This window comes from Nocardioides sp., assembly GCF_047607185.1.
Lineage (GTDB): Bacteria > Actinomycetota > Actinomycetes > Propionibacteriales > Nocardioidaceae > Nocardioides.
On the sequence record NZ_JASGDQ010000007.1, the window covers coordinates 43,951 to 69,500 of the forward strand.

Below are 25,550 nucleotides of genomic sequence, written 5' to 3' on the forward strand. Positions count from 1 at the left end.
TGCTCTCTCGTTGTCGGGGTCAGGCGGTGGCGGCCGCGGCGCGGTCGGCCAGCGCGCCGAAGGCGGGGTCGGCGTAGCCGGGATGGTCGGCCTGGAGGCTGCCGCGCTGGCCGGTGGCCTCGCGGTGGGCGAGCTCGGCACGCACCAGCGGCAGGATGTGCTCGCCGTACTTCCGGACGTCCTCGATGCCGTCGTACCCCCGGATGGAGACGATGTCGGCGCCGGCGTCGATGTAGTCGAGGATCGCCGCGGCGACCGTCTCGTAGCTGCCGACCAGGGCGGTCGAGGCGCCGCCGGCGCCGGAGGCCGCGGCGGTGGGGGTCCACAGCGCGCGGTCGTAGCGCTCGGACTCGCCGGCGAACTCCAGCGCCCGCTGGCTGCCCCGGTTCTGCGGGCCGCCGGGGACCGGGCGGGTGAACCGCTGCGTGGCGCCGGCGCCCCGCGCGAACTGCTCGGTCAGCGCGCCGAGGATGTCGTAGGCGCGCTCCCAGGCGAGTTCGTCGGTCTCGGCGATGATCGGGCGGAAGGTGACCCAGATCCGCTGCCGAGGACGGCCGGCGGCGTCGGCGATGGCGTGGACCCGGTCGATCTCCCGGCGCACCTCGGCGAGTGGCTCGCCCCAGAAGGTGAACCAGTCGGCCTTGGTGCCGCCGACCTCGAAGGCCTCCTCGGACTGGCCGCCGATGGAGATCGGGATGGCCTCGCCGGAGTGGGTGCGGAAGCCGGGGCCGAAGTCGTCGAACTTGTAGAACTCGCCGTCGAAGCTGAACGGCGCCGGCTCGGTCCAGGCCCGGCGCAGCAGGTCGATGTACTCACTGGTGCGGGCGTAGCGGCGCGGCTTGGGGAGGTAGTCGCCGGTGCGGGCCTGCTCGGCGTCGCTGCCGCCGGAGATGAGGTGGACCACGGCGCGGCCCTGCGAGAGCTGGTCCAGGGTCGCCAGCTTCTGCGCGGCGAGCAGCGGGTGCTCGGTGTTGGGCCGCAGCGCCACGATCGGCTTGACCCGCTCGGTGAGCTGCGAGGTGGCGGTGGCGACGATGAAGGAGTCGGCAGAGGCCGAGCTGTAGCCGTTGAGCGTGTAGTCGAAGCCGGCCTCCTCCAGCGCCGCGACGTACTCCCGGTAGGCGGTCACGTCGACCCCGGTGCTGGCGGGCTCGAGCTCGGAGCCGCCGCTGTAGTTGGTGGCGCTGACGAACTCGACCTTGGTGGGCAGGGTCATCTCACGCCTGGCCCGCGGTGGCGTAGCCGGCGTACTCGCTGCCGTAGTTGCCGAGGTGCTCGGCCTGCAGGGTGCCGCGTCGGCCGGTCGCCTCCCGGTGGGCGAGCTCCTGGCGCACCAGCGGCAGCACGTGGCGGCTGTAGTCGACCGCGTCGTTGAGGGTGTCGTAGCCCCGGATCGAGACCAGGTCGGCGCCCCGGTCGACGTAGTCGAGGATCGCCGCGGCCACCGTCTCGGGGGAGCCCACCAGTGCGGTGGAGGCGCCGCCGGCGTTGGTGACGGCGGCGGTCTTGGTCCACAGCGCCCGGTCGTAGAGCTCCGACCTCGCCGCGAACTCCAGCGCGCGCTGGGAGCCGACGTTCTGCGGCGCCTGGCCGGTCGCGAGCTGGCGGCGGAAGTAGGTGCCCTGGCTGAAGGTCGCGGCGACCTTCGCGACGTACTCCCGGGCCTTGCGCCAGGCCAGCTCGTCGGTCTGGGCGATGATCGGCCGGAAGGTGACCCAGATCCGCGGCAGCGTGCCGCGGCCGGCGGCCCGGGCGATGCCGTGGACCCGCTCGATCTCGCTGCGCAGGTCGTCGAGCGGCTCGCCCCAGAAGCTGAAGATGTCGGCCTTGGCGCCGCCCACCGCGAAGGCCTCGTCGGACTGGCCGCCGATGGAGATCGGGATCGGAGCCTGGTACGGCGCGAAGCCGGGCCCGAACTCGTCGAACTTGTAGAACTCGCCGTCGTGGCTGAACGGCGCCGGCTCGGTCCAGGCCCGGCGCAGCAGGTCGATGTACTCACTGGTGCGGGCGTAGCGGCGCTCCTTGGGCAGGTAGTCGCCCTGCCGGGCCTGCTCGGCGTCGTTGCCGCCGGAGATGAGGTGGACCACGGCGCGGCCCTCGGTGAGCTGGTCGAGGGTGGCCAGCTTCTGCGCGGCGACCAGCGGGAAGGTGGTGTTGGGTCGCAACGCCACGATCGGCTTGATCCGCTCGGTCAGCTGGCCGACGGCGCTGGCGACCACGAAGGAGTCGGCGCTGTTGGAGCCGTAGGGCAGCAGGGTGTAGTCGTAGCCGCCGTCCTCCAGGGCGCGGACGTACCTGCGGAAGTAGGCCAGGTCGATGCCGCGGCTCGGGATCGGCTCCAGCTCGGTGGAGGGGTTGAGGTGGGAGAGGCTGATGAACTCGACCCGGCGTGCCGCCGTCTCGGGGATCGTCTCGTCGAAGCTGGGTGCGGTGGTCATCGGGGCTCCTGGGGTCGATACGCGGTCAGAGAAAGTCTATCAACTCGCTCATATTTGATTCCAACAGCAAAGTGGGAACCAAACCGATAGACCCGGGTTATGTGTCGGCCGCGACCGCGAGGTCGAGCACCTCGCGGACGTGATGGGTGCCGGGCGCCTCGCCGAGCGCGGCCGAGCGGCCGAGCACCCGTTGGAGAGCGGTGTTGTACGGCGCCGGCAGGCCGTGCAGCCGGGCGAGCAGGACGACCTCGCCGTTGAGGTAGTCGACCTCGCTGCCCGAGCCCCGGGCGAAGCTCTGCCAGGTGGAGGGCTGGTGACCGGTGCGCTCGCCGTCGGCCACCACCGCCGCCTGCGCGGGGTCGAAGGTCCGCTCCGACTCCGGGTCGGCGAACGCATAGCCGGCGGCGGTGAGCACCGCCTGGACCTCGCTGAGCAGGTGGCCGCGCAGCTCGGCCAGCTCGGCCCGGTCGCCGTCGAGCACCGAGAGGGCGAAGGTGGCGTTGACGGTGACCTTCCAGGCCAGCCACCGGCCGATCTCCGGGACGGCCTGCGCCAGCCAGTTCGCCTCGACCAGGTCGGCGGCGATCCGGTCGGCGACCGCCGCCGCGCCCGGGGCGAGCGCCGCCGAGGGGAAGGCGCCGAGGACGAGCTGGCCGATCCGCGGCGCGTTGAGCACCTCGACCTCGCCGGGCACGACGTGACGGGCGGCGATCAGCGCGACCCCGCCGACGACGGTGTCGAAGAACCGCAGCGCGGCCCGCTCGGCCTCCAGGCCGTTCTGGGTGAGCAGCACCGGCAACTGCGCCGCGGTGCCGCCGCCCTCGACGGCCCGCCAGGCCCAGTCCGCGAAGGTGGCGTGGACGTCCTGGGACTTGGTGGCGAAGACGAGCACGTCGTCCGGCCGCAGCTTGACGTCGTCGGGCGAGCCGACCACCTCGACGTCGAGGGTGCGGGTCACGCCCGCCTGCCGGTAGCGCAGGCCACGCTCGCGGATGGCCTCGTAGGTGTGGCCCCGGGAGACCAGCACGACCGGGATCCCGGCCTCGTCGAACCCGGCCGCCAGGCCGGCGCCGACGCCACCGGCGCCGACCACGACATAGCGGCGCGTCATCGCAGTCCCTCCGCCTCGGCCAGGGTGAACGCGGGCTCGAAGTGGACCCGGGCGACCTCGGGCGCGAGCGTCCAGCGTGCCACGATCTCCGGGCTGAGCACCGGACGGCCCTCGACGCCGAGCAGCGCGAGGTTGGCCTCGGCGGCACGCTCGGCGGCCCAGAGATAGAACGCCGCCTCGCCGACGGTGCCGCCCCAGGTGACGTAACCGTGCCCCTGCTGCAGGATGATCCGCTTGCCGGCCAGGGCGAGCTCGACATTGGTCGGGCCGCCGGCCTCGCCCCAGATCGCGGTGCTCAGGCCCTGCAGGCCGACGACCAGGGCCGCGTCGGTGTTCACCGCCTCCAGCGGCCGGCCGAGGCCGGACCAGATGAAGCCGCGCGGGGTGTGCAGGTGGACGGCGACCGCCGCCTCGGGCACCGACTGGTGCAGCGCCAGGTTCCCGGCGAAGCCGTTGATGGCGTAGCTGCCGCGACTCTCGACGATCTCGCCCCGGTCGTCGACGAGGACGAAGTCGGAGGGCGTCACGGCGCTGATCGAGACGCCGTAGGGGTTCACCCAGTAGTGACCGGGCGCCTCCGGGGCTCGGGCGGAGACGTGGCCGTTGAATCCGAACTCGTAGCCCAGCCGGCCGAAGTGGCGCAGCGCGGCGGCGAGCTCCCAGCGGACGTCGCGGTCCTGGACGCGGTGCCCGGCTGGGAGGAAGGGGTTGGTGGCGGGCTTCTCGGCGGTGAGGGTCATGGGCTCTCCGTTGGTCTCGGGACGGTCGGTCTCAGGCGGTCGGATGGGGGGAGTGGTAGGAGGTTAGGCCGAGGTTCTCCCGCAGCGTGCCGCCGGCGTACTCGGTCTGGAAGGCGCCGCGCTCCTGGAGGATCGGGACGACGGCGTCGGTGAGCAGCGCGAAGCCCTCGGGAAGGTACGACGGCAGCAGGATGAAGCCGTCGGCGGCGCCCGCCTCGAAGCGCTCCAGCAGCAGGTCGGCGATCTGCTCGGGGTCGCCCACCGGCACGAAGTGGCCCGACGAGGCCACCTCCCACTCGATGAGGCGCCGCAGCGTCCAGCCCTCCCTGATCAGGTCGAGGTAGACGCCGTAGCGGGAGCGGCGGCCCTCGACGGCGCTCTCCTCGGGCAGCCGCTCCACCGGGATCGGCTCGTCGAGGTCGAGGTCGTCGAGGAAGGTGCCGGCCAGCTGGCGGGCGAGCTTGGCGCGGCCGGAGTCGACGTCGATGAAGCCGTTGAGCTCCCTCTCGACGGCCCGGGCCTCGGTCTCGGTCCGGCCGATGATCGGGGAGACGCCCGGCAGGATCTTGAGCGAGTCGGCGGCGCGCCCCTCGCGGACCACCCGCTCCTTGAGGGAGCGGTAGAACGCCAGGCTGTCCTCGTCGGTGGTGCGGCCGGTGGTGAAGACCAGGTCGGCGTAGCGGGCGGCTACGTCCTGCCCGGTGCCCGAGGAGCCCGCCTGGGCGACGATCGGCCGGCCTTGGGGCGGTCGGGCCACGTTGAGCGGGCCGCGCACGTCGAAGTGCTTGCCGAGGTGGTCGATCGGGTGCACCTTCGACGGATCGGCGTAGACGCCGCTGGCGCGGTCGATCACGATGGCGTCGGACTCCCAGCTGTCGAAGAGCTCGAAGAGCACCTCGGCGAACTCCGCGCCCCGCTGGTAGCGCTCCTCGTGGGAGGGCAGCTGCCGGCCGTAGTTCTCCTCGCCGTAGGCGGAGGTGACCAGGTTCCAGCCCGCCCGACCGCCGGAGAGGTGGTCGAGCGAGGCGAGCTGCCGGGCGACGTTGAACGGCTCGGAGAAGGTCGTCGAGATGCTGCCGATGAGGCCGATGTGCTCGCTCACCGCGGCGAGCGCACTGAGCAGCGTCACCGGCTCGAGGCCGGCGAAGGGCTGGCTGCGCACCGAGTCGAGGTCGAGGCGTAGCCCGTCGGCCAGGAAGACGGCGTGCAGCTTGGCGCGCTCGGCCCAGCCGACGACGTCCTTGAACAGCGACAGGCCGTACTTCTCCTCGACGCGGCTGTTCTCGCGGCGCCAGGCGCCGGCATGGTTGCCGACGCCACCGATGAGGGTGGCGAGCACCAGCTGCTCGCCGCTGGCGACGCGCCGTCCGGGTGGTGCGGGGGTGGTGGTCATGATGGTCCTCTCAGGCTTGGGGGGAGAACTCCTGTGGCACCAGCCAGTGCTCCGGCCGGGGAGTCCACTGGAGGTCCTTGCGCACGACGTAGGTGAGCGGTTGCGGCCACAGGAAGATCAGGTGCGCCTGCTCGCGGAACCAGGCGGTCGCCTCGTTGACGTACTGCGCCTGCTCGGCGGCGTCCTTGGCCTGCGTCACCTTGGTGACCAGGTCGTCGTAGGTCGTGTCGGGCTGGGCGTAGTGGCTCTGCACGTTGGAGTCGGCATAGGTCCGCAGCCGCTCGGCGATCGCCTTGTAGCCCGAGGCGTAGCCGATGTAGTAGAGCGCCGGCGCGTCCTGGTCGGAGTAGGTCCGCTGCACCCAGTTGGGGAACGCCTGCTGGGTGATCTTCAGGGTGACGCCCACGTCGGCGAGCTGCTTGGCGATCACCTGGGAGACCGGGTCCTGGGCCACGTAGGTGCCGGTGGTCAGCCCGAGCTCGAGCTCGAAGCCGTCCGGATAGCCGGCCTCGGCCAGCAGCTGCCGGGCCTTGTCCGGGTCGTAGGGATAGGCCTGGAGGTCCGGGTTGACCTCGTCGTACGGCGCCGAGATGGTCTGGCCCGCCAGCGGCTCGACGTCGGCGCCCAGCACGTCCTTGATCAGGCTCTCCTTGTCGATGGCGTAGTTGAGGGCCTGACGCACCCGGATGTCGCCGAGTGGCTCGACGTGTTCGTTGAAGCGGATCGTGTTGTTCCACGACGACCACTGCGTGCCGGTGGTGTAGTCGCTGTTCTCGAACAGCTCCAGGCTTGCCGGCTCGTACTGGATCGCGACGTCGACGGTGCCCGCCTGTGCTGCCTGGACTCGGGCCGCCTCGGTCTCGAGCACCTTGTACTCCACGTCCTTCCAGGCGGGCTGTTCGCCCCAGTAGTCGTCGTTGCGGTGGAGCGTGGCGCCGTTCTCGAGGTCGACGCTGTCGAGGACGTAGGGGCCGGTGCCGAGCGCGACGTCGACCTCGCCGGGATGGGCCTCCACGAAGTCCTCGTCCTGGATGAAGAAGGTCGCCAGCCGGTCGGGCAGGTCGATATAGGGGCCGTTGGTGTGGATGACCACGGTGGTGTCGTCGGGTGCGTCGACCGAGGAGGCGAACGCCTGGACCGCCGCCGCCGAGCTGAGCTCGGAGTCGGGGGCGAGGTAGCGGTCGAAGGTGAACTTGACGTCGGCGGCCGTGAACGGGCTGCCGTCGCTGAAGGTGACGCCGGAGCGGAGCTTGAAGGTCCAGGTGGTGTCGTCGTCCTGGGTCCACGACTCGGCCAGCTGCGGACGCAGCTCGAGCTCGGCGTCGTAGTAGGTCAGGCCTTCGTAGATGGCTCGCTGCAGACTGCTGTCGCCGTCGATGGAGCCGCCGGTGCCCGGGTCGAGGGAGGTGAGCTTGCGGGAGATGCCGATGACCAGGGTGTCGTCGGCCGTCCCGCCGGCGTCACCGCCGGAGTCGGAGCCGCCGCACGCGGCGAGCGGCGTCAGGCTGGCGATCGTCAGTCCGGCGGCCAGGGCGCGCGTGAGGAAGGGGCGTGTCACAGGATTGCTCGCTTTCGAGAGGGGTGGCTCTTGGCTGGGTCTCCCCGCCAGTGGCCACCGGGGATGGCGTCGAGGAGGAGACGGGTGTACGGGTCGTGGGGGTCGGCGAAGATCCGCTCGGTGGTGCCCTGCTCGACGACCTTGCCGTCGCGCATGACGACGACGTCGGTGCACAGCTGCTTGACCACGGCGAGGTCGTGGGAGATGACCACATAGCTGAGGTCGCGCTGCTCGCGCAGCCGGGCGAGCAGGCCGAGCACCCGTGCCTGGACCGAGAGATCGAGCGCCGAGACCGGCTCGTCGGCCACCAGGACGCGCGGGCCGAGTGCCAGCGCCCGGGCGATGACGACCCGCTGCCGCTGGCCGCCGGAGAGCTGGTGCGGCCGGCGGTGCGCGTACGTCGCCGGCAGGCCGACGTCGTCGAGCAGTTCGGCGACGGTGTGCCGTCGCCGGCGGCGCTGCTCGGCGGTGCCGCTGAGGAGGATCGGCTCGGCCACGATGTCGGCGATGCTCTGCCGCGGGTCCAGGGCCGAGTAGGGGTCCTGGAAGACATACTGCACGTCGCGCAGCTGCTGGCGTCGCCGGGCGATCGTGCGGCCCGCCACCTCGTCGCCGAACACGGCGAGCCGGCCGGTGTCGGGACGGTCCAGCCCGACCAGGATCCGGGCGAGCGTGGTCTTGCCGGAGCCCGACTCGCCGACCACCCCGACGGCCTGGCCGGCGTGGACCGTCAGGTCGACATGGTCGACGGCGCGGATCCGGTGCCGGTCGTGGCCGTGGGCGGCGAAGGTGCGCGTCAGGTCACGCGCCTCGACGAGGACGGGTCTCGCCTCGCCGTCGTGGCGCGGCGAGGGGCCGTCGATCCGGGGGACCGCGGCGAGCAGCTCCCGGGTGTAGGCATGTCGGGGCGCGCCGAGCAGCCTCGGCGCCTCGTCGGCCTCCACCACGTGGCCGTCCTTGAGGACCAGGACGTCGTCGGCCCGGTCGGCGACTACGCCGATGTCGTGGCTGACGATGACCACGCCGAGGTCGAGCTCGGCACGCAGCCGGTCGATGAGGTCGAGGACCTGCTTCTGCACGCTGACGTCGAGGGCGGTGGTGGCCTCGTCGGCGATCAGGACCCGTGGGGAGCGGGCGATGGCCATCGCGATCACGACGCGCTGGTTGAGCCCGCCGGAGAGCTCGTGGGGGAAGGCGTTGACCCGGTCCAGTGGGCGGGAGACGCCGACCTGGTCGAGCAGCTCGAGGGTGCGTCGGGTGGCGGCGCCGCGGTCACGGCGGATCGGTGGCGGCAGCGCCTCGCGCAGCTGGGTGCCGATGGTCAGTCGCGGGTTGAGCGAGACGGTGGGGTTCTGGAAGACCACCCCGAAGGTGCCCAGCAGGTGGTCGCGACGGCGCGCCTCGGTTCGGTCGGTGAGGTCCTCGCCGTCGATCCGGATGGTGCCGCCGGTGACCCGCACCGAGCGCGGCAGCAGGCCGGCCACGGCCATCGCGGTCAGGGTCTTGCCGGAGCCCGACTCGCCCACGATGCCCAGCGAGCGACCGGGGGTCAGCCTCAGGTCGACGCCGTGCACCAGCTCGACGCCGGCCGTGGTGCCGACCCGCAGGTCACGCACGTCGAGCAGGGCGGCCGGGCTCGCCGGGGTCAGCTCGGTCACCTCGGTCACCTCGGTCACCTCAGTGCTCCTTGCGCGTCGCCAGCGAGAAGTGGTCGGCGAGCCGGTCGCCGATCACCTGGAGGCTCACCACGGTGAGGACGATCAACGCGCCCGGGATCAGCGAGATCCACCACGCGCCGGCCAGCTGTGCCTGGCCGGAGGCGACCAGCTGGCCCCAGTCGGGCCGGGGCGGCTGCACGCCGAGGCCGAGATAGCCCAGGCTCGACTCGAGGATCAGCACCGAGGAGAAGTTGAGGGTCAGCGCGACGATGAGCAGCGGCGCCGAGGCCGGGAGCACGTGGCGCCACAGCACGCTCCAGGTGCGCGCGCCGCCGAGTCGCGCCGCCTCGATATAGGGCAGCGCCGCGACGGTGCCGGCGTGGACTCGCAGGATCCGGAAGGTCAGCACCCAGGCGCCGATGCTCAGCACCGTCACCAGCGGCACGAACCCGGTGCCGGCGAAGGCCAGCACCACCAGCGCGAGCAGGATCGACGGGATGGCGAGCTGGATGTCCGCGACCCGGCCGAGCAGGCCGTCCCAGAGCCCGCCGCCCAGCGCGGCGAGCAGCGCCAGGGTGAGACCGAGAGCGGTGGACAGCAGCGCCGCGACCACGCTGATGCCGAGCGCGGGCCGGCCGCCGTACAGGACCCGGACGAGGATGTCGCGACCGAGCTCGTCGGTGCCGAGCGGGTGCGCGCCGAACCACGTCGGCGCGGTGTAGCGCGACGCCACGTCCTGCGCGTCGTAGCCGCCCGGGGCGAGCACCGGCGCGAGCGCCACCGCGCCGACGATGCCGACGAGGAGGAGCGTGGCCACGACGGCGCCGGGCGTCAGCAGCCGCCGCCGGCGCGGCGCGTCGGCCGGGGCCGGCGCCAGGGTCTCGGTCACCGTGCTCATCGTCGGCCTCCCCGCGGGTCGAGCAGGGCGGCGACGATGTCGACCAGCAGGTTGACCAGGACGAAGCCGATCGCGATGAGCGTCACCGAGGCGAGTACGACGGGGTAGTCCCGGGAGGAGATGGCGGAGGTGGCGAGCTGGCCGACACCGGGCCAGCCGAAGACCGACTCGGTCACGACGGCGCCGCCGAGCACGACGCCGGCCTGGACGCCGATCACGTTGACGACCGGCGCCAGCGAGTTGACCACCACGTGCCGCAGGGTGACGGCACGGCGGGAGAGTCCCTTGGCCTCGGCGAGCCGGACATGGTCGGCGTCGAGCGTGTCCTGGAGCGAGGTCCGGAAGACCCGCGCGATCGGTGCCGCGAGAGCCAGCGCGATCACCGCGGCCGGCAGCACCAGCGAGGAGGCGGTCTGGTCGCCGGCGATGGGCAGGACCGGCCAGGTGATCGCGAAGACGGCGATCAGCACGACACTGAGGAAGAAGCTGGGCACCGCCTCGAACGCGGTGAGGACGGTGACCGGGACCCGCCGCAGCCGGCCGCCCCGGCCGGCGGCGTACCAACCGGCGGCGAGGCCCAGCGCGACCCCGCCGATCAGCCCGGTGACGCCGAGCCGGAGGGTCGCGGGCAGCCGGCCGAGCACCAGGCCGACCGGGTCGGTGCCGTAGCGGATCGACTCGGGGAAGTGCCCGCCGGCGATCTCGCGCAGGAAGACGGCGTACTGCTGCAGCAGTGGCTTGTCGAGCCCCAGCTGCGCGGTGATCCGCTCGATCTCGCCCTTCGAGGCGTCGGGCGAGATCAGCAGCACGGCCGGGTTGCCGGTCAGGTGCAGCGCGAAGAAGACGATGGTGAGCACGGCCCAGACCGCGATCGCCGCGTTGAGCAGCCGGCCGAGCAGGTAGCGCCGGGAGAGCGGCCAGCGGATCCGGCGCCGGGGGGCGTCGATGCCGGTGGTGGCCACGGTTGCTGCCAGGGTCACGAAACCCTCCTTCGTAAATTAACTAGATCAAGTTACTCATATTTGAGGGCAGCCGGTCCAACAGGAATCCGGGAACCAATCCGATAGGGCTCGGTTATCCGTCCGTCGCCACCGGCAGGCCGAGGTTGCTCCACTGGGACCACGAGCCGGGGTAGAGGGCGGCGTCGAGCCCGGCGACGGCGAGCGCGGCGATCTGGTGCGCGGCGGTCACGCCGGAGCCGCAGTAGACGGCGATCGGGGCGCTGCCGTCGGCACCGGCGTCGGCGAAGCGGGCGCGCAGCGTCTCGGCGGGCAGGAAGGTGCCGTCGGCGGCGAGGTTGCCGCCGGTGGGCAGGTTGACCGCGCCCGGGATGTGTCCGGCCAACGGGTCGATCGGCTCGGTCTCGCCGCGGTAGCGCTCGGGGGCGCGGGCGTCGAGCAGCACGCCGTCGTACCGCTGGACGTCGTCGACGCTCAACGTCGGCAGCGCTCCCGCGAGGAGGGTGACCGAGCCGGGTGCCGGCACGACGTCGTCGGTGGCGAGCTCGAGCCCGGCCGCGGTCCAGGCGGGGAGGGCGCCGTCGAGGAGGCGTACGTCGGAGAGCCCGGCCCAGCGCAGCAGCCACCAGGCGCGCGCGGCGGCCAGGTTGCCCTCGCCGTCGTAGACGACGACGGTGTCGCCGGGGTCGATGCCCCAGCGGCGGGCGCTGGCCTGCAGCGCGTCGAGGTCGGGCAGCGGGTGGCGGCCGTCGGTCGGGTCGCCGTGCCGGGCGAGCTCGTCGTCGAGGTCGACATAGACGGCGCCGGGGATGTGGCCGGTGAGGTACTCCCCGTGCCCGGGCGGGCCGGCCAGTCGCCAGCGCACGTCGAGCACGACAGGGGGCTTGCCAGAGTTGGGCGGAGCGTCGGACGGGGAGGCGAGGGCCTCGGCGAGCTCGGCCGCGGTGATCAGCACGTGTGACATGGCATCTGTTCCTAGTGGGTCGAGGCCGCGCGCACCAGGCGCAGCTGGGGTCGGGTGAGGAAGAACTGCGCGCCGGTGCGGACGGCGGTCTCCTCCAGGGTGGCGTCGAGGCCGCGCCGGGCGAGCAGCCGCAGCGCGGTGGTGCCGGCGGCCGGCAGATCGTCGCGGACGACCATGCCGGCGGGCCGGCCGCCGGTGCTGGGCAGCAGTGCCGTGCCCAGGCCGGCCCGGACGCCGGCGAGCACGCCGTCGAGGGTGGTGGACTGCGCGGTCACCTCGACGCGGTGGCCCTCGGCGGCCAGCAGGGAGAGCGCCCGCTCGCGCAGCCCGCAGGGCTCTTCGAAGGCGACCAGCGGCCAGGTGTCCCCGTCGGCGGGCAGCCCCGGTGCGGAGTACCACACCAGCGGCAGCTCGGCGACCAGCGTGCCGGCACCCTGGCCGCTCGGGTCCAGCACGAAGGCGAGGTCGACGCTGCCCTTGTCGACCGAGGCGGCGAGCTGGGTCGACCGGCCGATCTCGAAACGGGTGGTGCAGTCGGGGAAGGCGTCGCGCAGCGCGTGCAGCATCTCGGGCAGCACCTGCTCGGCCGCGTGCTCGGTGGAGCCGACCACGATCGAGGGCCCGCGCTGGGCGGCCAGCCGGCGCAGCGAGGCGTCGTGGACCTCGATGATCTGGCGAGCCTCGGCAAGCACCTGCTCCCCGGCCGGGGTGAAGCGCATCTTGCGGCCGTCGCGCTCGAAGAGCTTGCGCTTCAGGTCGCGCTCCAGCAGCCGGACGTGCTGGCTCAGCGCGGGCTGGCTGATGTGGCGGACGGCGGCCGCCTTGCTGAACCCACCGCACTCGGCGATCGCGATCAGGGTGCGCAAATGCTCAAGGTCTAGTGAGTTAGTCATGTTTCGATTCAACCACACTCGCCCAGCCCTGCCCGTCAGGTGAGACGTCCTTATCGGAAGTGATCGAGAAACGGACTTGGACGCAGCGACCATTGCCGGCCGAAGGTGGCAGCGTGACCAGCACCGTTATCCCCTCCGCCGCCCCGGCCACCGGGGCCTGGGACGAGCCCGCCGGCGTGCCCGCGCGCGGCACCCTGATCGTGCTCACCGGCCGCGGTGAGACGGCTGCCTCCTATGGCCGCCTCGGTCGGCGGCTCTCGGCCGACGCCTACCGGGTCCGGGTCGTCGAGGTCTCCCTCGACGACCTCGACACGGCCCGCAAGCAGGTCGAGGCGCTGCTCGACGACGCCGAGCTGCCGGCGCCGAAGGTGCTGGTCGGCTCCGACACCGGCGCCACCTACGCCGCCCGGCTGGCCGGCGAGCTGGCCGCGGTCGACGCCGCGGTGCTCGCCGGGCTGGCGCTGCCCGAGAGCGTCGTGACCGCCACCGGCTGGGACGACGAGCTGGAGGCGCGCACCGGCTGCCCGACCCACCGCCGGATCATCACCGAGGACGACTCCTTCGAGCGGGGCGCGCTGAGCACCCCGGTCCCCGCGGACTGGAACGTCACAGCGCCCGGCAAGCCGGTGCTGGTGCTCCACGGCTCCGCCGACGCGGTGACCGCCTCGGCCGATGCCTTCGAGCCCTTCCGCGACGTCAAGGGCGCCCGGCTCCGGCTCGTGGTCGGCGGTCGCCACGACGTCCTCAACGACCTCAGCCACCGCTCGGTCGCCGCCACCGTGGTGCTCTTCCTGGAGAGCCTCAAGCTCGGCCCGGAGCTGCCGGTCATCGTCGGCGAGGTCCAGTGACGTTCCTCCGCGACCTCCTCGGCATCCCCGGCGCGTCGAGCGACCCGGCGGCCCTGGCTGCGGCGGCGCGCGACCGCTCCGGCGCCGACCCCGACGGGCTGCCACTGGCGGTGGTCCGGGCCGAGGACATCGACGGCGTCCGCGAGACCCTCCGGCTCGCGCACGCTCATCACGTGCCGGTCGTCCCGCGCGGCGCCGGCACCGGCCTGGCCGGCGGCGCGCTGGCCGGCACCGGGGCGGTGGTGCTCGACGTCAGCGCGATGGACCGGATCGTCGAGATCGACCCGGTCGACGAGCTCGCCGTCGTCGAGCCCGGCGTCCTCACCGCGACCCTGGACGCGGCGGCGGCGGAGCACGGCCTGCGCTACGCGCCCGACCCCGCCTCCGCCGCGATCTCGACCATCGGCGGCAATATCGCCACCAACGCCGGCGGGATGCGCTGCGTGAAGTACGGCGTCACCCGGGAGGCGGTGCTCGGGCTCGACGTGGTGCTCGCCGACGGCACCCTGGTCAGCACCGGCCGCCGTACCGTCAAGGGCGTCTCCGGGCTCGACCTGACCGCCCTCTTCGTGGGCTCGGAGGGCACCCTCGGCGTGATCGTCGGCGCCTCGCTGCGGCTGCGAGCGCTGCCGGAGCGGACGCTGACCGCGGCAGCCGGGTACGACGACGTGGCGAGCGCGGCGCGGGCCTGCGGTGACCTCGCCCGGGCCCGGCGGGACCCGGCCATGCTGGAGCTGCTCGACGGCCTCACCCTCGACGTCATCGACCGGGCCCAGGGCACCGACCACGGCCGGCGCAGCCGCGCCCTGGTCATCGCCCAGGCCGACGGGCCGGCCGCCGACGCCGAGATCGCCGCCATCGCCGAGGTGCTCGGCAAGGAGGCGAGCTGGGTCGAGCAGGGTGTCGACGCCGCGTCCTCCGACGCGCTGCTCGCCGCCCGGCGACTGGCGCTGCCCTCGATCGAGCGGTTCGGGAAGGCGCTGATCGAGGACATCTGCGTGCCCCGCTCCCGGCTGGCCGATGCCTTCGCCGCCGTCGAGGAGATCGCCGCCGAGCACCGGGTCGCCATCTACTCCTTCGCCCACGCCGGCGACGGCAACCTGCACCCGATCATCGGCTACTCCGGCGAGGCCCGGCCGGCGGGCGTGCAGCGCGCCGCCGACGCCATCTTCCGGCTGGCGCTCGACCTGGGCGGCACCGTGACCGGCGAGCACGGCGTCGGCCTGCTCAAGCGAGACTGGCTGGCCCGCGAGGTCGGCCCCGACGTGCTCGGCCTGCACGCCTCGGTCAAGGCCGCCCTCGACCCGCGGGGCATCCTCAACCCGGGCAAGGCGCTCTGATGGACGTCACCGTCGTCGAGACGCCGGACCTGGGCAACCGCTGCTATGTCGTCGACGACGGCTCGGTCGGCATCGTCATCGACCCGCAGCGCGACCTCGACCGCCTGGATCTCTCGGGGCTGACCTCCGTCGGGCTGGTGCTGGAGACGCACATCCACAACGACTATGTCACCGGCGGTCTCGAGCTGGCCCGCCGCACCGGCGCGGAGTACGGCGTCAACGCGGCCGACCCGGTGGCCTTCGACCGGCTGCCGCTGACCGACGGCCAGGTGCTCTCGGTCGGGACGCTGCGGGTCACGGTGATCGCCACCCCCGGCCATACCGACACCCACCTGGCCTACCTGGTGGAGTCGGCCGGGGAGCCGCCGGTGCTGTTCTCCGGCGGCTCACTGCTCCACGGCTCGGTGGGCCGCACCGACCTGCTCGGCGCCGACCGGGCCCGCGCGCTCGGGCTGGCGCAGCTGCGCACCGCGCGGCGGCTCGGCTCGCTCGACCCGGCCACCCGGCTCTTCCCGACCCACGGCTTCGGGTCGTTCTGCGCGACCGGCTCGGTCTCGACCGCGGCCGGGGGCACCATCGGCGACGAGCTCGCCGCGAACCCGGTACTGCGGGTCGATGACGAGGACGCCTTCGTCGACGCCCTCCTCGCCGGGCTCTCGGCCTACCCCGCCTACTACGCCCACATGGCGCCGCTCAACCTGGCCGGCCCCGGGGCGCCCCGGGTCGCGCCGCTGCCGCTGCCGCCGGCGGCGCTGGACCGGCTGCTGGCCTCCGGGACCGTCGTCGACCTGCGCGACGCCGCGTCGTACGCCGCCGATCACCTCGCCGGGACGCTGTCGGTGCCGCTAGGCGACCAGCTCGCGACCTATGTCGGCTGGCTGACGCCGTGGGGCGGGCAGCTCGCGCTGCTGGCACCGACCGCCGCCGACGTCGAGGACGCCCGGGTGCGGCTGGCCCGCATCGGCATCGAGGAGGTCGCGACGGCGTCCGGGCCGCTCGACGTGGTCGCGCCGGACCGGGAGCGCGGCTCGTTCCCGCGTCGTACCTTCGCCGAGCTGGCCACGACCCTCGCCGCGGACGATGTGGTGCTCGACGTCCGGCGCCGCGACGAGTACGCCGAGGGCCGGCTGTCCGGCGCGCTCAACATCCCCCTCCACGAGCTCGCGGAGCGGTACGGCGAGCTGCCCGACCGGCGGCTCTGGGTGCATTGCGCCGGCGGCTTCCGGGCCGGCATCGGCGCCAGCCTGCTGGCGGGCCTGGGCCTGGACGTGGTCCACGTCGACGACTCCTTCGGCAACGCCGTCGCGCTCGGCCTGGCGGCCTGACCATGACGCTCGGAATGCCGGGGACCCGGATGTGGTTGGCTCACGACGTGAGTGTCGAACAGGACTTCAGGCTCGCGATGCGCAATGTCGCGGCTCCCGTCTCGGTCGTGACGACCCTGGTCGGCGGGGAGCCGCTCGGGACCACCGTCTCGGCCTTCGACTCGCTCTCGATGGTGCCGCCGATGATGACCGTCGCGCTGCAGGACACCAGCTTCCTGCTCTCCCGGCTCACCGTCGGCGCGCCGCTGGGCATCAACGTGCTGACCGCCGACCAGGAGGAGCTGGCGATCCGGTTCGCCAAGCGCGCCGAGGACCGCTTCGTCGGGGTGGACTGGACGCTCGTCGACGGTGCGCCGCGGCTGCCCGAGGTCCACTCCTGGATCGCGCTGCGGGTCAACGAGCTGGTGCGCGGCGGGGACCACGTCGTCGTGGTCGGCGACGTCGTGGGGGCGGCGCGGGGCCTTGGCCGGCCACTGACCTATCACGACCGGGTCTTCGGCTCCCACCGGCCGTCTTCGTAGGCTTCACAGGCGCCGCCCGCTGCGCAGCAGCGCGGCGAACTCCTCCGGTGGCAGCGGCTTGCTGAACAGGAAGCCCTGCATCGCCGCGCAGCCGTGCTGGCGCAGATAGGCCAGCTGCTCGGGGGTCTCGACGCCCTCGGCGACGACCTCGACGTCGAAGGCGCGGGCCAGCGAGATGATGGCCTGCACGATCTTCTCGTCCTCCGGCTCGGTCAGCACGTTGGTGACGAAGGAGCGGTCGACCTTGAGGGTGTCGATGGGCAGGCGCCGCAGGTAGGCCAGGCTGGAGTAGCCGGTGCCGAAGTCGTCGATCGCCAGCCGCACCCCGAGCTCGCGCAGCCGGGCGAAGCTCTCCACCAGCCGCTCCACGTCGTGGGCGAGCACGCTCTCGGTGAGCTCCAGCTCCAGCCGGTCGGCCGGCAGCCCGGTCGCCCGGAGCGCGCGGGACACCCAGCTGACCAGGTCCTGGCGCAACTGCCGCGCCGAGAGGTTGACCGCGACCGGCACCGGCGCCAGGCCTTCCGCCTGCCAGGCCACTGCCTGGAGGCAGGCGGTGTGCAGCACCCAGTCGCCGATCGGGACGATCAGTCCGGAGTCCTCGGCCACCGGGATGAACTCGCTCGGCGGCACCGAGCCTAGTTGCGGATGGTGCCAGCGCAGCAGCGCCTCGCAGCCGGTGACCTCCCCGGTGAGCAGACTGACCTTGGGCTGGTAGACCAGGCTCAGCTGGTCGAGCTCGGCGGCGACCCGCAGGCCCCGCTCCAGCTCGGTGCGCTGCTGGATCTCGCGGCCCAGCCGGTGGGTGAAGGGGGCGACGGTGCCGCCGCCCTTGGCCTTGGCGCGATACATCGCGACGTCGGCGTTGTCGATCAGCTGCTGGGCGCTGTCGCCGTCGCCGGGGAAGGCGCTCAGGCCGATGCTCGCGGCGAGGTGGACGTCGTGGCCCTCGACGCTCAGCGGGGACTCCAGGCAGGTCAGGATCCGCTCCGCGACCAGATAGGCATCCGCCAGCCCGGCGAGGCCGGGGAGCAGCACCACGAACTCGTCGCCGCCGTGCCGGGCGACCAGGCCGTCGCCGCCGACCACGCTGGAGAGCCGCGCGGCGGCGGCCGCGATCACCGCGTCGCCGAACGGGTGGCCGTAGCTGTCGTTGACGACCTTGAACCGGTCCAGGTCGACGTCGAGCAGCACCACGTGGCGGCCGGTGCCGCGGGCCTGCTCGATGGCCTCGGCGAGCCGGCGCTGCAGCAGGCCGCGGTTGGGCAGGCCGGTCAGCTGGTCTCGGGTGGCGAGGTGGCGCAGCCGCTGCTCGGCGCGGCGGCGCTCGGTGACGTCGCGGTAGATCCACAGCCGGCCGTGGTCGTCGCCCTCGGCGTCCGAGACGGCGACCGAGTAGCGCTCGATGAAGGTGCCGTCCACCAGTTCGATCTGGTCGTTGCCGGTCACCTCGGGATGGCGCTCCAGCCAGCGGATGCGCTCCCGGAAGAGCTCGGGGTCCGTCGTACGGCGGGCCGAGAACTCGAACTGCACGGTCAGGTCCGGGTTCTCGACGATCTCGGGCGGGATGCCCCAGATCTCGGCCATCCGGCGGTTCTGCATCACCCGGCGGCCGGCCGGGTCCACGACCAGCACGCCGTCGTCGCTGTTGTCGGCCTGCGACCGCATCCGGGCCAGCGCCTGCCGGGTGGCCGCCTCGGCCTGGACCCGCTCGCCGATGTCGATGCCCAGGCCCATGAAGCCGGGCCGGTCGTCGTGGTCGAAGCGGACGCCGTTGAAGTAGTAGGGGAGCCGGGTGCCGTCCTTGCGCACCAACTCGGTCTCGATCTCGGCGCTGCCCACCCGGAAGACCTCGTCGATCCAGGCCGCCAGCCGTTCGTGGTCCTCGGCGGCGACGTAGCGCTGCGGGGCGGTGCCGGCCAGTTCCTCGGCACGGTAGCCGCTGACCAGCTCCATGTTGTGGTTCCAGCGGACCATCCGCTGGTCGGCGTCGTACTGGTAGAAGACCCCGGGCAGGCTGTTGAGCACCCGGTCCGCGTAGTCCCGCTCGTCGCGCAGTGCCGTCTCCGCGCGGCGGCGAGCGTCCACGTCGATGCCGATGCCGATGACGTGCTGCTCGCCGTCCTGGTCGAACCGGATCCCGGTCATCAGGTAGCGCAGCCGGCGGCCGTCCTTGGTGACGAAGTCGGCCTCGACCTGGCCCTCGCCGGCCCAGGTCGTCTGCGCGATCGCGGCCGCGACGCGCTCTCGCTGGTCCTCGGGGAAGAAGTCCAGCGGCCGCATCGCCGCGATCTCCTCGCCGGTGTAGCCGGTGACCCGCTCCAGGTTGCGGTTCCAGCGCACGAACCGGCCGGCGGCGTCGAAGTGGTAGAAGGTGCCCGGCAGGCCGATCAGCACCGCGTCGGCGTAGGCGTGCTCGCGTCGCAGCGCGGCGTCGGCGCGCTGGCGGTCGCTGATGTCCCGGCAGATCGCGAGCGCCGTCATCTGGCCGGCGACCTCGTAGGAGACCGCGCGCACCTCGACGGGCACCTCGGTGCCGTCGAGCGCGACCAGGACCAGGTCGGCGGGCGCCTCGCGACCGGGGCGCGCGAGCAGCCGGGCCAGCGTCTGGTCGACGAGCTCGCGGAAGTCGGCGCGCCACAGCTCGGGCCGGGGCAGGCCGATCAGCTGCTCGACGCTCTCGGCGCGCAGCAGCCGGACGGCGGCGGTGTTCGCGAAGACCGTCCCGCCGTTCTCGTTGAGGAAGACGGCATCCGGAATCAGCTGCACCAGGTGCCGGAAATGCGCCTCGTTCGCTTCCAAGAGTCCTCCCGAGGGCATTCTGGCACTCCCAGGTGGTCCCTGGCAGGCCGATCGCCGGACAACCCTGGCACGATTCAGCCCTGCCGGAGCGCGGCGCCGAGCTCGTGAGCGGCACGCAGCAGCAGCGGGCCGAGCTCGCGACGGCGCCGCTCGGCGCCGAACCGCTGCTCGATCCCGGTCAGGCTCAGCGCCCACCTGGGTCGCTCGGCGCGGTCGAAGACGGCGGCGCCCATGCCCCAGCTGCCTTCGACGATGAGGCCGGGGTTGGTCGCATAGCCGTCGCGGCGGGTCTGCTCGACCCGGGCGCGGATCCGCTCGGGGCGGTGCGACTCGCCGTAGGCCTGCGTCAGGTCCTCGCGAGCGAGCAGGTCCTCGACGTCGGCGTCGGGGAGGTAGGCCAGGATCGCCAGGCCCGCGGAGGCCACGCCGAGCGGGAACCTGATGCCCTCGTAGAGGACGTGCGAGCGGATCGGGAAACTGCCGTCCTCGCGGAGCAGGCAGACCGTTTCGTCGCCCCGCCGTGCCGAGAAGAACGCGCTCTCGCCGGTGGCGACCGACAGCCGCCGGACGTAGGGCTGCGCCACGGCCGTGACGTCGTACCTGCTCGCGGCGGCGGAGCCGAGGAGGTAGAGCTCCGGGCCCAACAGCCAGCGGCCCCGCTCGGTGCGGTCGACGAGGCCCTCGGCGAGCAGGGCGGTCAGCAGCCGGTGCACGGTGGGCCGGGCGAGGCCGGTCGCCTGGGCGACCTGGGAGGTGGTGCTGCCGGCGGGCTCCCGTTGGGACGCCGCGCGGAGCACGGCACCCACCCGGGCGACCACGCCGGCGTTCTTGGTGTCCACTCAGCGAACACTATCGGGCCGACCTGATCGACTGGTGAGTGATCGCCGTCTGCTCGGTGGTCGCCAGTTGACCGTCGCGGCAGCGCTGGCTTGGATCACAGGCATGGACAAAGTGGTAGGTACGGCGGCGGAGGCCGTGGCCGACATCCCCGACGGCGCGACGGTGGCCGTCGGCGGTTTCGGGCTGTGCGGCATCCCGTCGGTGCTGATCGAGGCGGTCCTGGCGGCGGGGACCAGCGACCTGGAGATCGTCTCCAACAACGCCGGCGTGGACGACTGGGGGCTGGGCCTGCTGCTCGGCGCCGGCCGGCTGCGCCGGGCGGTGGCGTCGTACGTCGGCGAGAACAAGGAGTTCGCCAGGCAGTACCTCGCCGGCGAGCTCGAGGTCGAGCTGACCCCGCAGGGCACCCTGGCCGAGCGGATGCGGGCGGGCGGCTGCGGCATCCCGGCCTTCTACACCGCCACCGGCGTCGGCACCCAGGTCGCCGAGGGCGGGCTGCCGTGGCGCTACGACGACGCGGGCAACGTCGTGCTCGCCTCACCGGCGAAGCCGACGGCGGTCTTCGACGGCCACGAGTACGTGCTGGAGCGGGCGATCGTCGCCGACTTCGCGCTGGTGCGGGCGGCCAAGGGCGACCGCCACGGCAACCTCGTCTACGACAAGTCGGCCCGCAACTTCAATCCCATCGCCGCGATGTGCGGCCGGATCACGGTCGCGGAGGTCGAGGAGCTGGTCGAGCCGGGCGAGCTCGACCCCGACCAGGTCCACACCCCCGGCGTGTTCGTGCAGCGGGTGGTCGCGCTGACCCCTGAGCAGGCCGCGACGAAGCGGATCGAGAAGAGGACGGTGCGTTCCTGATGGCATGGACACGCGAGGAGATGGCGGCCCGGGCCGCGTCCGAGCTCTCCGACGGCTCGTATGTGAACCTCGGCATCGGGCTGCCCACGCTGGTGCCCAACTACGTCCCCGACGACGTCGAGCTGGTGCTGCAGTCCGAGAACGGCATCCTCGGGGTCGGCGCCTATCCGACCGAGGACGCCGTCGATCCCGACCTGATCAACGCCGGCAAGGAGACCGTGACGCTCCGGCCGGGCGCGTCGTTCTTCGACTCCGCGACCAGCTTCGGCATGATCCGCGGCGGCAAGATCGACGCCGCGATCCTCGGCGCCATGCAGGTCTCGGCGAAGGGCGACATCGCGAACTGGATGATCCCCGGCAAGATGGTCAAGGGCATGGGCGGCGCGATGGACCTGGTCCACGGCGCGAAGAAGGTCATCGTGCTGATGGAGCACGTCGCCCGGGACGGCTCCTACAAGATCGTCGAGGAGTGCTCGCTGCCCTACACCGGCAAGGGCGTCGTACAGCGGATCATCACCGACCTGTGCGTGATCGACGTGACTCCGGAGGGACTGCGACTGGTCGAGCTCGCTCCCGGCGTCACCGCGGACGAGGTCCGCGCCAAGACCGAGCCCCCGCTGCGCTGACCTACTCCTCCTCGACCTCGCCGAGGAGGCGCTCGGCGTCGCGCAGCCGCTGCCTCGCCTGCTCGGCGTCTGTCTCGGCGGCGCTCGCCTGTCGCCGGGCCGCGGCAACGGCCTGCTTGGCGGCCTGACGCCGCTGTGCCTGTGCCGGATCCGGCAAGGCATGCAGCTCGCGTGAGGCCGGCGTGGCCGCCGACCCCAGCGCCTCGGCCACGGCGACCGCCGCGGCACCCTCGTCGAGCATCGCGGCGGCCCGGGCGTCTCGCGCAGGAGTGAACTCGGACAACGGCAGCCCGTAGAGCTCGCCCGCCACGTCGACAACACCCACCCGACGATTCTGCGGGACGCGCGCGGATGTCGGAGCTGACCCGCTCTCGTGCGGGTCAGTCCACCGCGAGCCCGATCGGGTGCCGTCGACCGACCAGCGCCTTGAGCGAGGGGTCGGCTGCGAGCCGCTGACGTGCGCGGTGGAGCCGGACGCGAACGGTGCCGGGGCGCATGCCGAGGACGACGGCCACCTCGGCCGGCACCATCTGCTCCCACTCGACCAGCAGGATCAGCTCGCGATCCTCGGCCCCCAGCCGGCCCAGCGCGGCGCTCACCGCATCCCTCGTCCCGGAGTCCGCGGCCTGCGGAGCCGGAGCATCGTGCAGGGTCGCCTCTGTGACGATCTCGTGCTCCCGACCCCTCGCCCGCGAGTCGGAGAGCAGGAGTTTGCGGGCAGTGCCGAAGAGCCACGCTCGCCGCAGCAACGCCGAGGGCAGGTCCGCGCGCCGCCGCCAGGCGATCGCGTAGACCTCCGCGACAAGGTCCTCCGCATCCGTCGCGCCTCTGCGCCGGAGGTAGGCGAAGAGCTCAGGTGCGGTGGCGCGATAGAGCTGCTCGAACTCGTCGTCGGTGATCATCCGCGCCACGTCAGCCCCGATCAGCCCTGGGGGAGTGCCTGCGGGAAGTCAGGCATCAGATCCGGGTCGCAGGACCCCCACTGGGCGAGGACCGCGCCCAACGCATTGAGGTCGTTGTCGTACGTCGCCTTCTGCACCAGCGGGAAGTAGCCGGCCTCGGTGTTGTCGTACTGCGTGCCGTGAACGGTCCGTCCGGTAGTCGGGTCGATGTAGGTCCATGGACTGGGCTTGATCGTCTGGACAGGGTCGAGGTCCGTGACGGCGGGCCAGGTCGGAGACTGCTCCAGCATCGTCGAAGCGTGCGCCTTCGTCGCAGCGTCTGCGTGAGTGGTGGCAGCCGCCCACTCGTTGGCCCACGCGCAGACCGCGGCCCGGGCGGTCCAGAACCGCAGGGCGCCGGTCGAGACAGCGGTCGAGCCGGGCGCCTCTCCCCGGCGGCCATCTCGGACCTGGGACGCTCGCGAGAGTTCGCGGGCCTCCTCACTGGGGAACGGGATATCGGCGGTGACCTCGTCGATCACGCTGCCGTAGTCCGGCGCGGAGGGATCGAGCTTCTCGCCAGGGCCTCCCAGCCGGAGGTCCTCGGCATCCACCGGGAACCGCCCGGTGTGAGCAGACCACACCGCGGCCGCGGCGACGCCCCCGATCGACAGCGTCGCTGCCGCCATCCCCGCACCGATCAGGACCCGCGCCGGGCGACGTCGAGGAGATCCACCCTCCGGCATGCTCGCCCGGATCGTGGCCCACGTCCGGTCGAGTTCCTGCGAAGAGGCCGCCGGCACCGGCGGTGCGCCAGCCGAGACGGCCCGGGAGTGCTCGTCAGTCCACAAAGGCGTGTGCATGTTTCCCCCAACGGATAGTTCCACATCCTTCACCAGGGATATGTCGGGGCGTTACACCGACCGAGCCACGGCGACTGCGGGTCGATGGCCCAGTCTGGGAACCGCCGCGTGAGTTCCCGGTCGTAGGCGTTGCGCACGGCGACTTCCAGGTGCCCGACATCCACGATCCCGGCGGCCGCGACCCATGAGTTCCACAGATACGTCTCCATCGCCGCAGCATGGTCGCCCCCGGCGACGCCGAGGTAGCGCCGGTACCGTGGCGCGCTCAGCCAACGCACCGCTTGCGCGGCGTCCAGCGAGGGCGGGCCATCGGTCATACCTGCTGTCCTAAGAACATCGCCCCGCGGTAACTGTGCGTTTGGGGTACCTCGGCTACGCCACCACCGCGTACGGCGCGCAAGGCTCCACTGTGCCGGTCTCCCACGTCCTCGTCGGCGACCACACTGGGGCAGCCTCGGCCTACGTCGGCATGACCCGCGGCCGCGAGCACAACATCGCGCACATGGTCGCCGAGTCCGTCGAGGACGCCCGCAACCAGTGGATTGCCATCTTTGGCCGCGACCGTGCTGACCTCGGTCCGGCGCACGCTGCTCAACGCGCTGCCGAGGACATCGAGCGCTACGGGCCGAACGCTCCCAAGCGACGCCCAGCGATCCGCCCGCCCGTGCCGTCACGGCGACCTGTCGACGACGTTGGATACCCGCGTTCTCGGCAGGCGAGCGGCCCTGGAATCGGAATCTGATCGCGTCGGCGGTCGGCCCTATGGTGGCCCCCATGTCTCGGATCCGCGCGTACGTCGATGAGGCGGTTCCGCGTACGGGGGCGGCCTACCTCCTCACCTGTGCGTTGGTCGCCGACGCCGATATATCGGCGGTCCGGGACGTTCTGTATGCGATCAGGCGGCCGAGCGAGCGCAAGGTTCATTGGCACGACCGGTTACCAAAGGAGCACTTGAGCCTTGCCTCCGTCGTTGCCGGGCTGGCGGCCACACACCTCATCGTTGTTCGCGACACCGACCTCGATGAGCCGATTGAGCGTCGCCGCCGCAAGTGCTTGGAGCGGCTCCTGTGGACGCTGGACCAGCGGGGCGATGTCCAACAGGTGGTGCTGGAGGCGCGCCAAACTCGACAGAACGAGCGGGATCGGAAGATTCTCGACGTGATGCGCGCCAGCCGCGTCGTCGGTGCAAGCCTGAGGATGGAGCACATGCCGGGCCCCCGGGAACCGCTGCTGTGGATCCCGGACATCGTGGCGGGCGCCTACTCCGATCTGCTCGCCGGTGCCGAAGCGACCTTCGCGCCGATCGCTGACAGTGTCGAGGTCATCGTCGTCGGCTAGAAAAGCCGCGAGCCTGAGACCCCGACCAGCGGGAACTTCTCAGGCTCACTTTCACTCCGCTCCGCAAAGCGGCGACAGATTCATGGTGTCACACGAGAGTGGCGGAATCAATCACGCTGCTCGGCCAGAAGCGCGGCCACCTCGGCTGGGTCCGAGTCGGCGTAGGCCGCCGACGACTCGGTGATGAAGTCGTTGCGACGGGCCCGCAGTTCTTCGCGGTAGGCGAGGACGTCAGCCAGTCGAACTGTCTGGCAGTCGGCGCCCGGGTGGTGGGCAGCGAGGTCACCTTCGTCAATGAGTTGCTCGACGGTAGAGCGGCTCAGGCCGAGGATCTCGGCTGCGCGCTCCGCACTGATCTCGTCGCGGGGCAAGCCCAAGTCACTGAGTCCGCCGTGGCGTTTGAGGCTGAGCAAGGCGAAGTCGACCACGGAAGCCGCGTCCTCGAACTGGCCCGAGGCAACGAGTTCCTCGACAAACCGGCGAGCGTCGTCGCCGAGCGTCACATGCTGCGTTGTCATCGAGGCTGTCCCCTTCATGCGCCGGGATCTTGGACCCGATCGTAAGCGCTAGTCGCAAGGCCGTGAAGTTAGCGGTCGCGGGTGCCTGTCAACGATGTGGTCGGCGTGTCGTGGCTGGTGGGGCAACGGAGTCCGGGTAAGAGAGGCAACGACCAAGAAGCTTCTACTTCCCCGGGAGCTC

Annotated in this window: 25 protein-coding genes; 7 read left to right on the plus strand and 18 right to left on the minus strand. The window is 72.3% G+C overall.

Features of this window, described 5'->3' with window-relative positions:
* Positions 1 to 19 precede the first annotated feature (19 nt).
* From QM595_RS00850 to QM595_RS00900, 11 genes are all read right to left on the minus strand, one after another.
* Positions 20 to 1,216, minus strand: a complete 1,197-nt coding sequence (locus QM595_RS00850; RefSeq protein ID WP_415169620.1) for an LLM class flavin-dependent oxidoreductase — start codon at positions 1,214 to 1,216, stop codon at positions 20 to 22.
* 1 nt (position 1,217) lies between these two features.
* Entirely contained in the window at positions 1,218 to 2,438 is a 1,221-nt protein-coding gene (locus QM595_RS00855; RefSeq protein ID WP_415169621.1) for an LLM class flavin-dependent oxidoreductase, read from the minus strand.
* A gap of 97 nt (positions 2,439 to 2,535) precedes the next feature.
* On the minus strand, positions 2,536 to 3,549 hold the full coding sequence (locus QM595_RS00860; RefSeq protein WP_415169622.1) for a ketopantoate reductase family protein: 1,014 nt from the start codon (positions 3,547 to 3,549) through the stop codon (positions 2,536 to 2,538).
* Positions 3,546 to 4,289, minus strand: a complete 744-nt coding sequence (locus QM595_RS00865) for a class II aldolase/adducin family protein (RefSeq protein ID WP_415169623.1) — start codon at positions 4,287 to 4,289, stop codon at positions 3,546 to 3,548. Before QM595_RS00865 ends, QM595_RS00860 begins: the two co-directional genes overlap by 4 nt.
* 31 nt (positions 4,290 to 4,320) lie before the next feature.
* Positions 4,321 to 5,682, minus strand: a complete 1,362-nt coding sequence (locus QM595_RS00870; RefSeq protein WP_415169624.1) for an LLM class flavin-dependent oxidoreductase — start codon at positions 5,680 to 5,682, stop codon at positions 4,321 to 4,323.
* 10 nt (positions 5,683 to 5,692) lie between these two features.
* On the minus strand, positions 5,693 to 7,240 hold the full coding sequence (locus tag QM595_RS00875; protein ID WP_415169625.1) for an ABC transporter substrate-binding protein: 1,548 nt from the start codon (positions 7,238 to 7,240) through the stop codon (positions 5,693 to 5,695).
* Complete coding sequence (locus QM595_RS00880) at positions 7,237 to 8,916, minus strand: dipeptide ABC transporter ATP-binding protein (RefSeq protein WP_415169626.1); 1,680 nt, start codon at positions 8,914 to 8,916, stop codon at positions 7,237 to 7,239. Before QM595_RS00880 ends, QM595_RS00875 begins: the two co-directional genes overlap by 4 nt.
* Before the next feature lies 1 nt (position 8,917).
* Positions 8,918 to 9,796, minus strand: a complete 879-nt coding sequence (locus QM595_RS00885) for an ABC transporter permease (RefSeq protein ID WP_415169627.1) — start codon at positions 9,794 to 9,796, stop codon at positions 8,918 to 8,920.
* Complete coding sequence (locus tag QM595_RS00890; protein ID WP_415169628.1) at positions 9,793 to 10,776, minus strand: ABC transporter permease; 984 nt, start codon at positions 10,774 to 10,776, stop codon at positions 9,793 to 9,795. Before QM595_RS00890 ends, QM595_RS00885 begins: the two co-directional genes overlap by 4 nt.
* Positions 10,777 to 10,870: 94 nt before the next feature.
* Positions 10,871 to 11,719, minus strand: a complete 849-nt coding sequence (locus QM595_RS00895) for a sulfurtransferase (protein ID WP_415169629.1) — start codon at positions 11,717 to 11,719, stop codon at positions 10,871 to 10,873.
* Between the two features lie 11 nt (positions 11,720 to 11,730).
* Positions 11,731 to 12,612: a LysR family transcriptional regulator gene (locus QM595_RS00900; RefSeq protein ID WP_415169630.1), complete on the minus strand. Its 882-nt coding sequence runs from the start codon at positions 12,610 to 12,612 to the stop codon at positions 11,731 to 11,733.
* A gap of 113 nt (positions 12,613 to 12,725) precedes the next feature.
* Here QM595_RS00900 and QM595_RS00905 point away from each other — a divergent pair, with 113 nt between their 5' ends.
* Genes QM595_RS00905 through QM595_RS00920 form a run of 4 tightly spaced genes read left to right on the plus strand, consistent with a single transcriptional unit; the run spans position 12,726 to position 16,646 of the window.
* Positions 12,726 to 13,460: an alpha/beta hydrolase gene (locus QM595_RS00905; protein ID WP_415169631.1), complete on the plus strand. Its 735-nt coding sequence runs from the start codon at positions 12,726 to 12,728 to the stop codon at positions 13,458 to 13,460.
* Positions 13,457 to 14,800 carry an FAD-binding oxidoreductase gene (locus QM595_RS00910; RefSeq protein WP_415169632.1) on the plus strand — a complete coding sequence of 448 codons (1,344 nt, stop codon included), beginning with the start codon at positions 13,457 to 13,459 and terminating at the stop codon, positions 14,798 to 14,800. Before QM595_RS00905 ends, QM595_RS00910 begins: the two co-directional genes overlap by 4 nt.
* Positions 14,800 to 16,125 carry a rhodanese-like domain-containing protein gene (locus tag QM595_RS00915; RefSeq protein ID WP_415169633.1) on the plus strand — a complete coding sequence of 442 codons (1,326 nt, stop codon included), beginning with the start codon at positions 14,800 to 14,802 and terminating at the stop codon, positions 16,123 to 16,125. The genes QM595_RS00910 and QM595_RS00915 overlap by 1 nt, the downstream gene beginning before the upstream one ends.
* Before the next feature lie 47 nt (positions 16,126 to 16,172).
* Complete coding sequence (locus QM595_RS00920; protein ID WP_415169634.1) at positions 16,173 to 16,646, plus strand: flavin reductase family protein; 474 nt, start codon at positions 16,173 to 16,175, stop codon at positions 16,644 to 16,646.
* A 3-nt stretch (positions 16,647 to 16,649) separates the two neighbouring features.
* Here the strand turns inward: QM595_RS00920 and QM595_RS00925 are convergent, their stop codons facing one another.
* Both QM595_RS00925 and QM595_RS00930 read right to left on the minus strand, forming a co-directional pair.
* On the minus strand, positions 16,650 to 19,463 hold the full coding sequence (locus tag QM595_RS00925) for an EAL domain-containing protein (RefSeq protein WP_415169635.1): 2,814 nt from the start codon (positions 19,461 to 19,463) through the stop codon (positions 16,650 to 16,652).
* A gap of 56 nt (positions 19,464 to 19,519) precedes the next feature.
* Positions 19,520 to 20,284 carry an IclR family transcriptional regulator gene (locus QM595_RS00930; protein WP_415169636.1) on the minus strand — a complete coding sequence of 255 codons (765 nt, stop codon included), beginning with the start codon at positions 20,282 to 20,284 and terminating at the stop codon, positions 19,520 to 19,522.
* Between the two features lie 103 nt (positions 20,285 to 20,387).
* Here QM595_RS00930 and QM595_RS00935 point away from each other — a divergent pair, with 103 nt between their 5' ends.
* Both QM595_RS00935 and QM595_RS00940 read left to right on the plus strand, forming a co-directional pair.
* The gene (locus QM595_RS00935; protein WP_415169637.1) at positions 20,388 to 21,143 is read left to right on the plus strand and encodes a CoA transferase subunit A; all 756 of its coding nucleotides are present in this window, start codon (positions 20,388 to 20,390) and stop codon (positions 21,141 to 21,143) included.
* A complete protein-coding gene (locus QM595_RS00940) occupies positions 21,143 to 21,769 on the plus strand; it encodes a CoA transferase subunit B (RefSeq protein ID WP_415169638.1) in 627 nt (208 codons plus the stop codon). The genes QM595_RS00935 and QM595_RS00940 overlap by 1 nt, the downstream gene beginning before the upstream one ends.
* A 1-nt stretch (position 21,770) precedes the next feature.
* Here QM595_RS00940 and QM595_RS00945 read toward each other — a convergent pair whose 3' ends face one another.
* The 4 genes from QM595_RS00945 to QM595_RS00960 all read right to left on the minus strand — a co-directional run bounded on the left by QM595_RS00945 (position 21,771) and on the right by QM595_RS00960 (position 23,830).
* Positions 21,771 to 22,094, minus strand: coding sequence for a hypothetical protein (locus QM595_RS00945; RefSeq protein WP_415169639.1), 324 nt, complete (start codon positions 22,092 to 22,094; stop codon positions 21,771 to 21,773).
* Between the two features lie 55 nt (positions 22,095 to 22,149).
* A complete protein-coding gene (locus QM595_RS00950) occupies positions 22,150 to 22,671 on the minus strand; it encodes an RNA polymerase sigma factor (RefSeq protein ID WP_415169640.1) in 522 nt (173 codons plus the stop codon).
* Between the two features lie 20 nt (positions 22,672 to 22,691).
* Positions 22,692 to 23,339 (minus strand): hypothetical protein, encoded by a 648-nt coding sequence (locus tag QM595_RS00955; RefSeq protein WP_415169641.1) that lies wholly within the window; start codon positions 23,337 to 23,339, stop codon positions 22,692 to 22,694.
* Between the two features lie 203 nt (positions 23,340 to 23,542).
* Positions 23,543 to 23,830: a hypothetical protein gene (locus tag QM595_RS00960; RefSeq protein ID WP_415169642.1), complete on the minus strand. Its 288-nt coding sequence runs from the start codon at positions 23,828 to 23,830 to the stop codon at positions 23,543 to 23,545.
* Positions 23,831 to 24,287: 457 nt separating this feature from the next.
* On the opposite strand from QM595_RS00960, the gene QM595_RS00965 reads away from it, so the two are divergent.
* Positions 24,288 to 24,851 (plus strand): hypothetical protein, encoded by a 564-nt coding sequence (locus QM595_RS00965; protein ID WP_415169643.1) that lies wholly within the window; start codon positions 24,288 to 24,290, stop codon positions 24,849 to 24,851.
* Between the two features lie 107 nt (positions 24,852 to 24,958).
* Here the strand turns inward: QM595_RS00965 and QM595_RS00970 are convergent, their stop codons facing one another.
* Positions 24,959 to 25,369, minus strand: a complete 411-nt coding sequence (locus QM595_RS00970) for a helix-turn-helix transcriptional regulator (RefSeq protein WP_415169644.1) — start codon at positions 25,367 to 25,369, stop codon at positions 24,959 to 24,961.
* Positions 25,370 to 25,550: the final 181 nt, after the last annotated feature.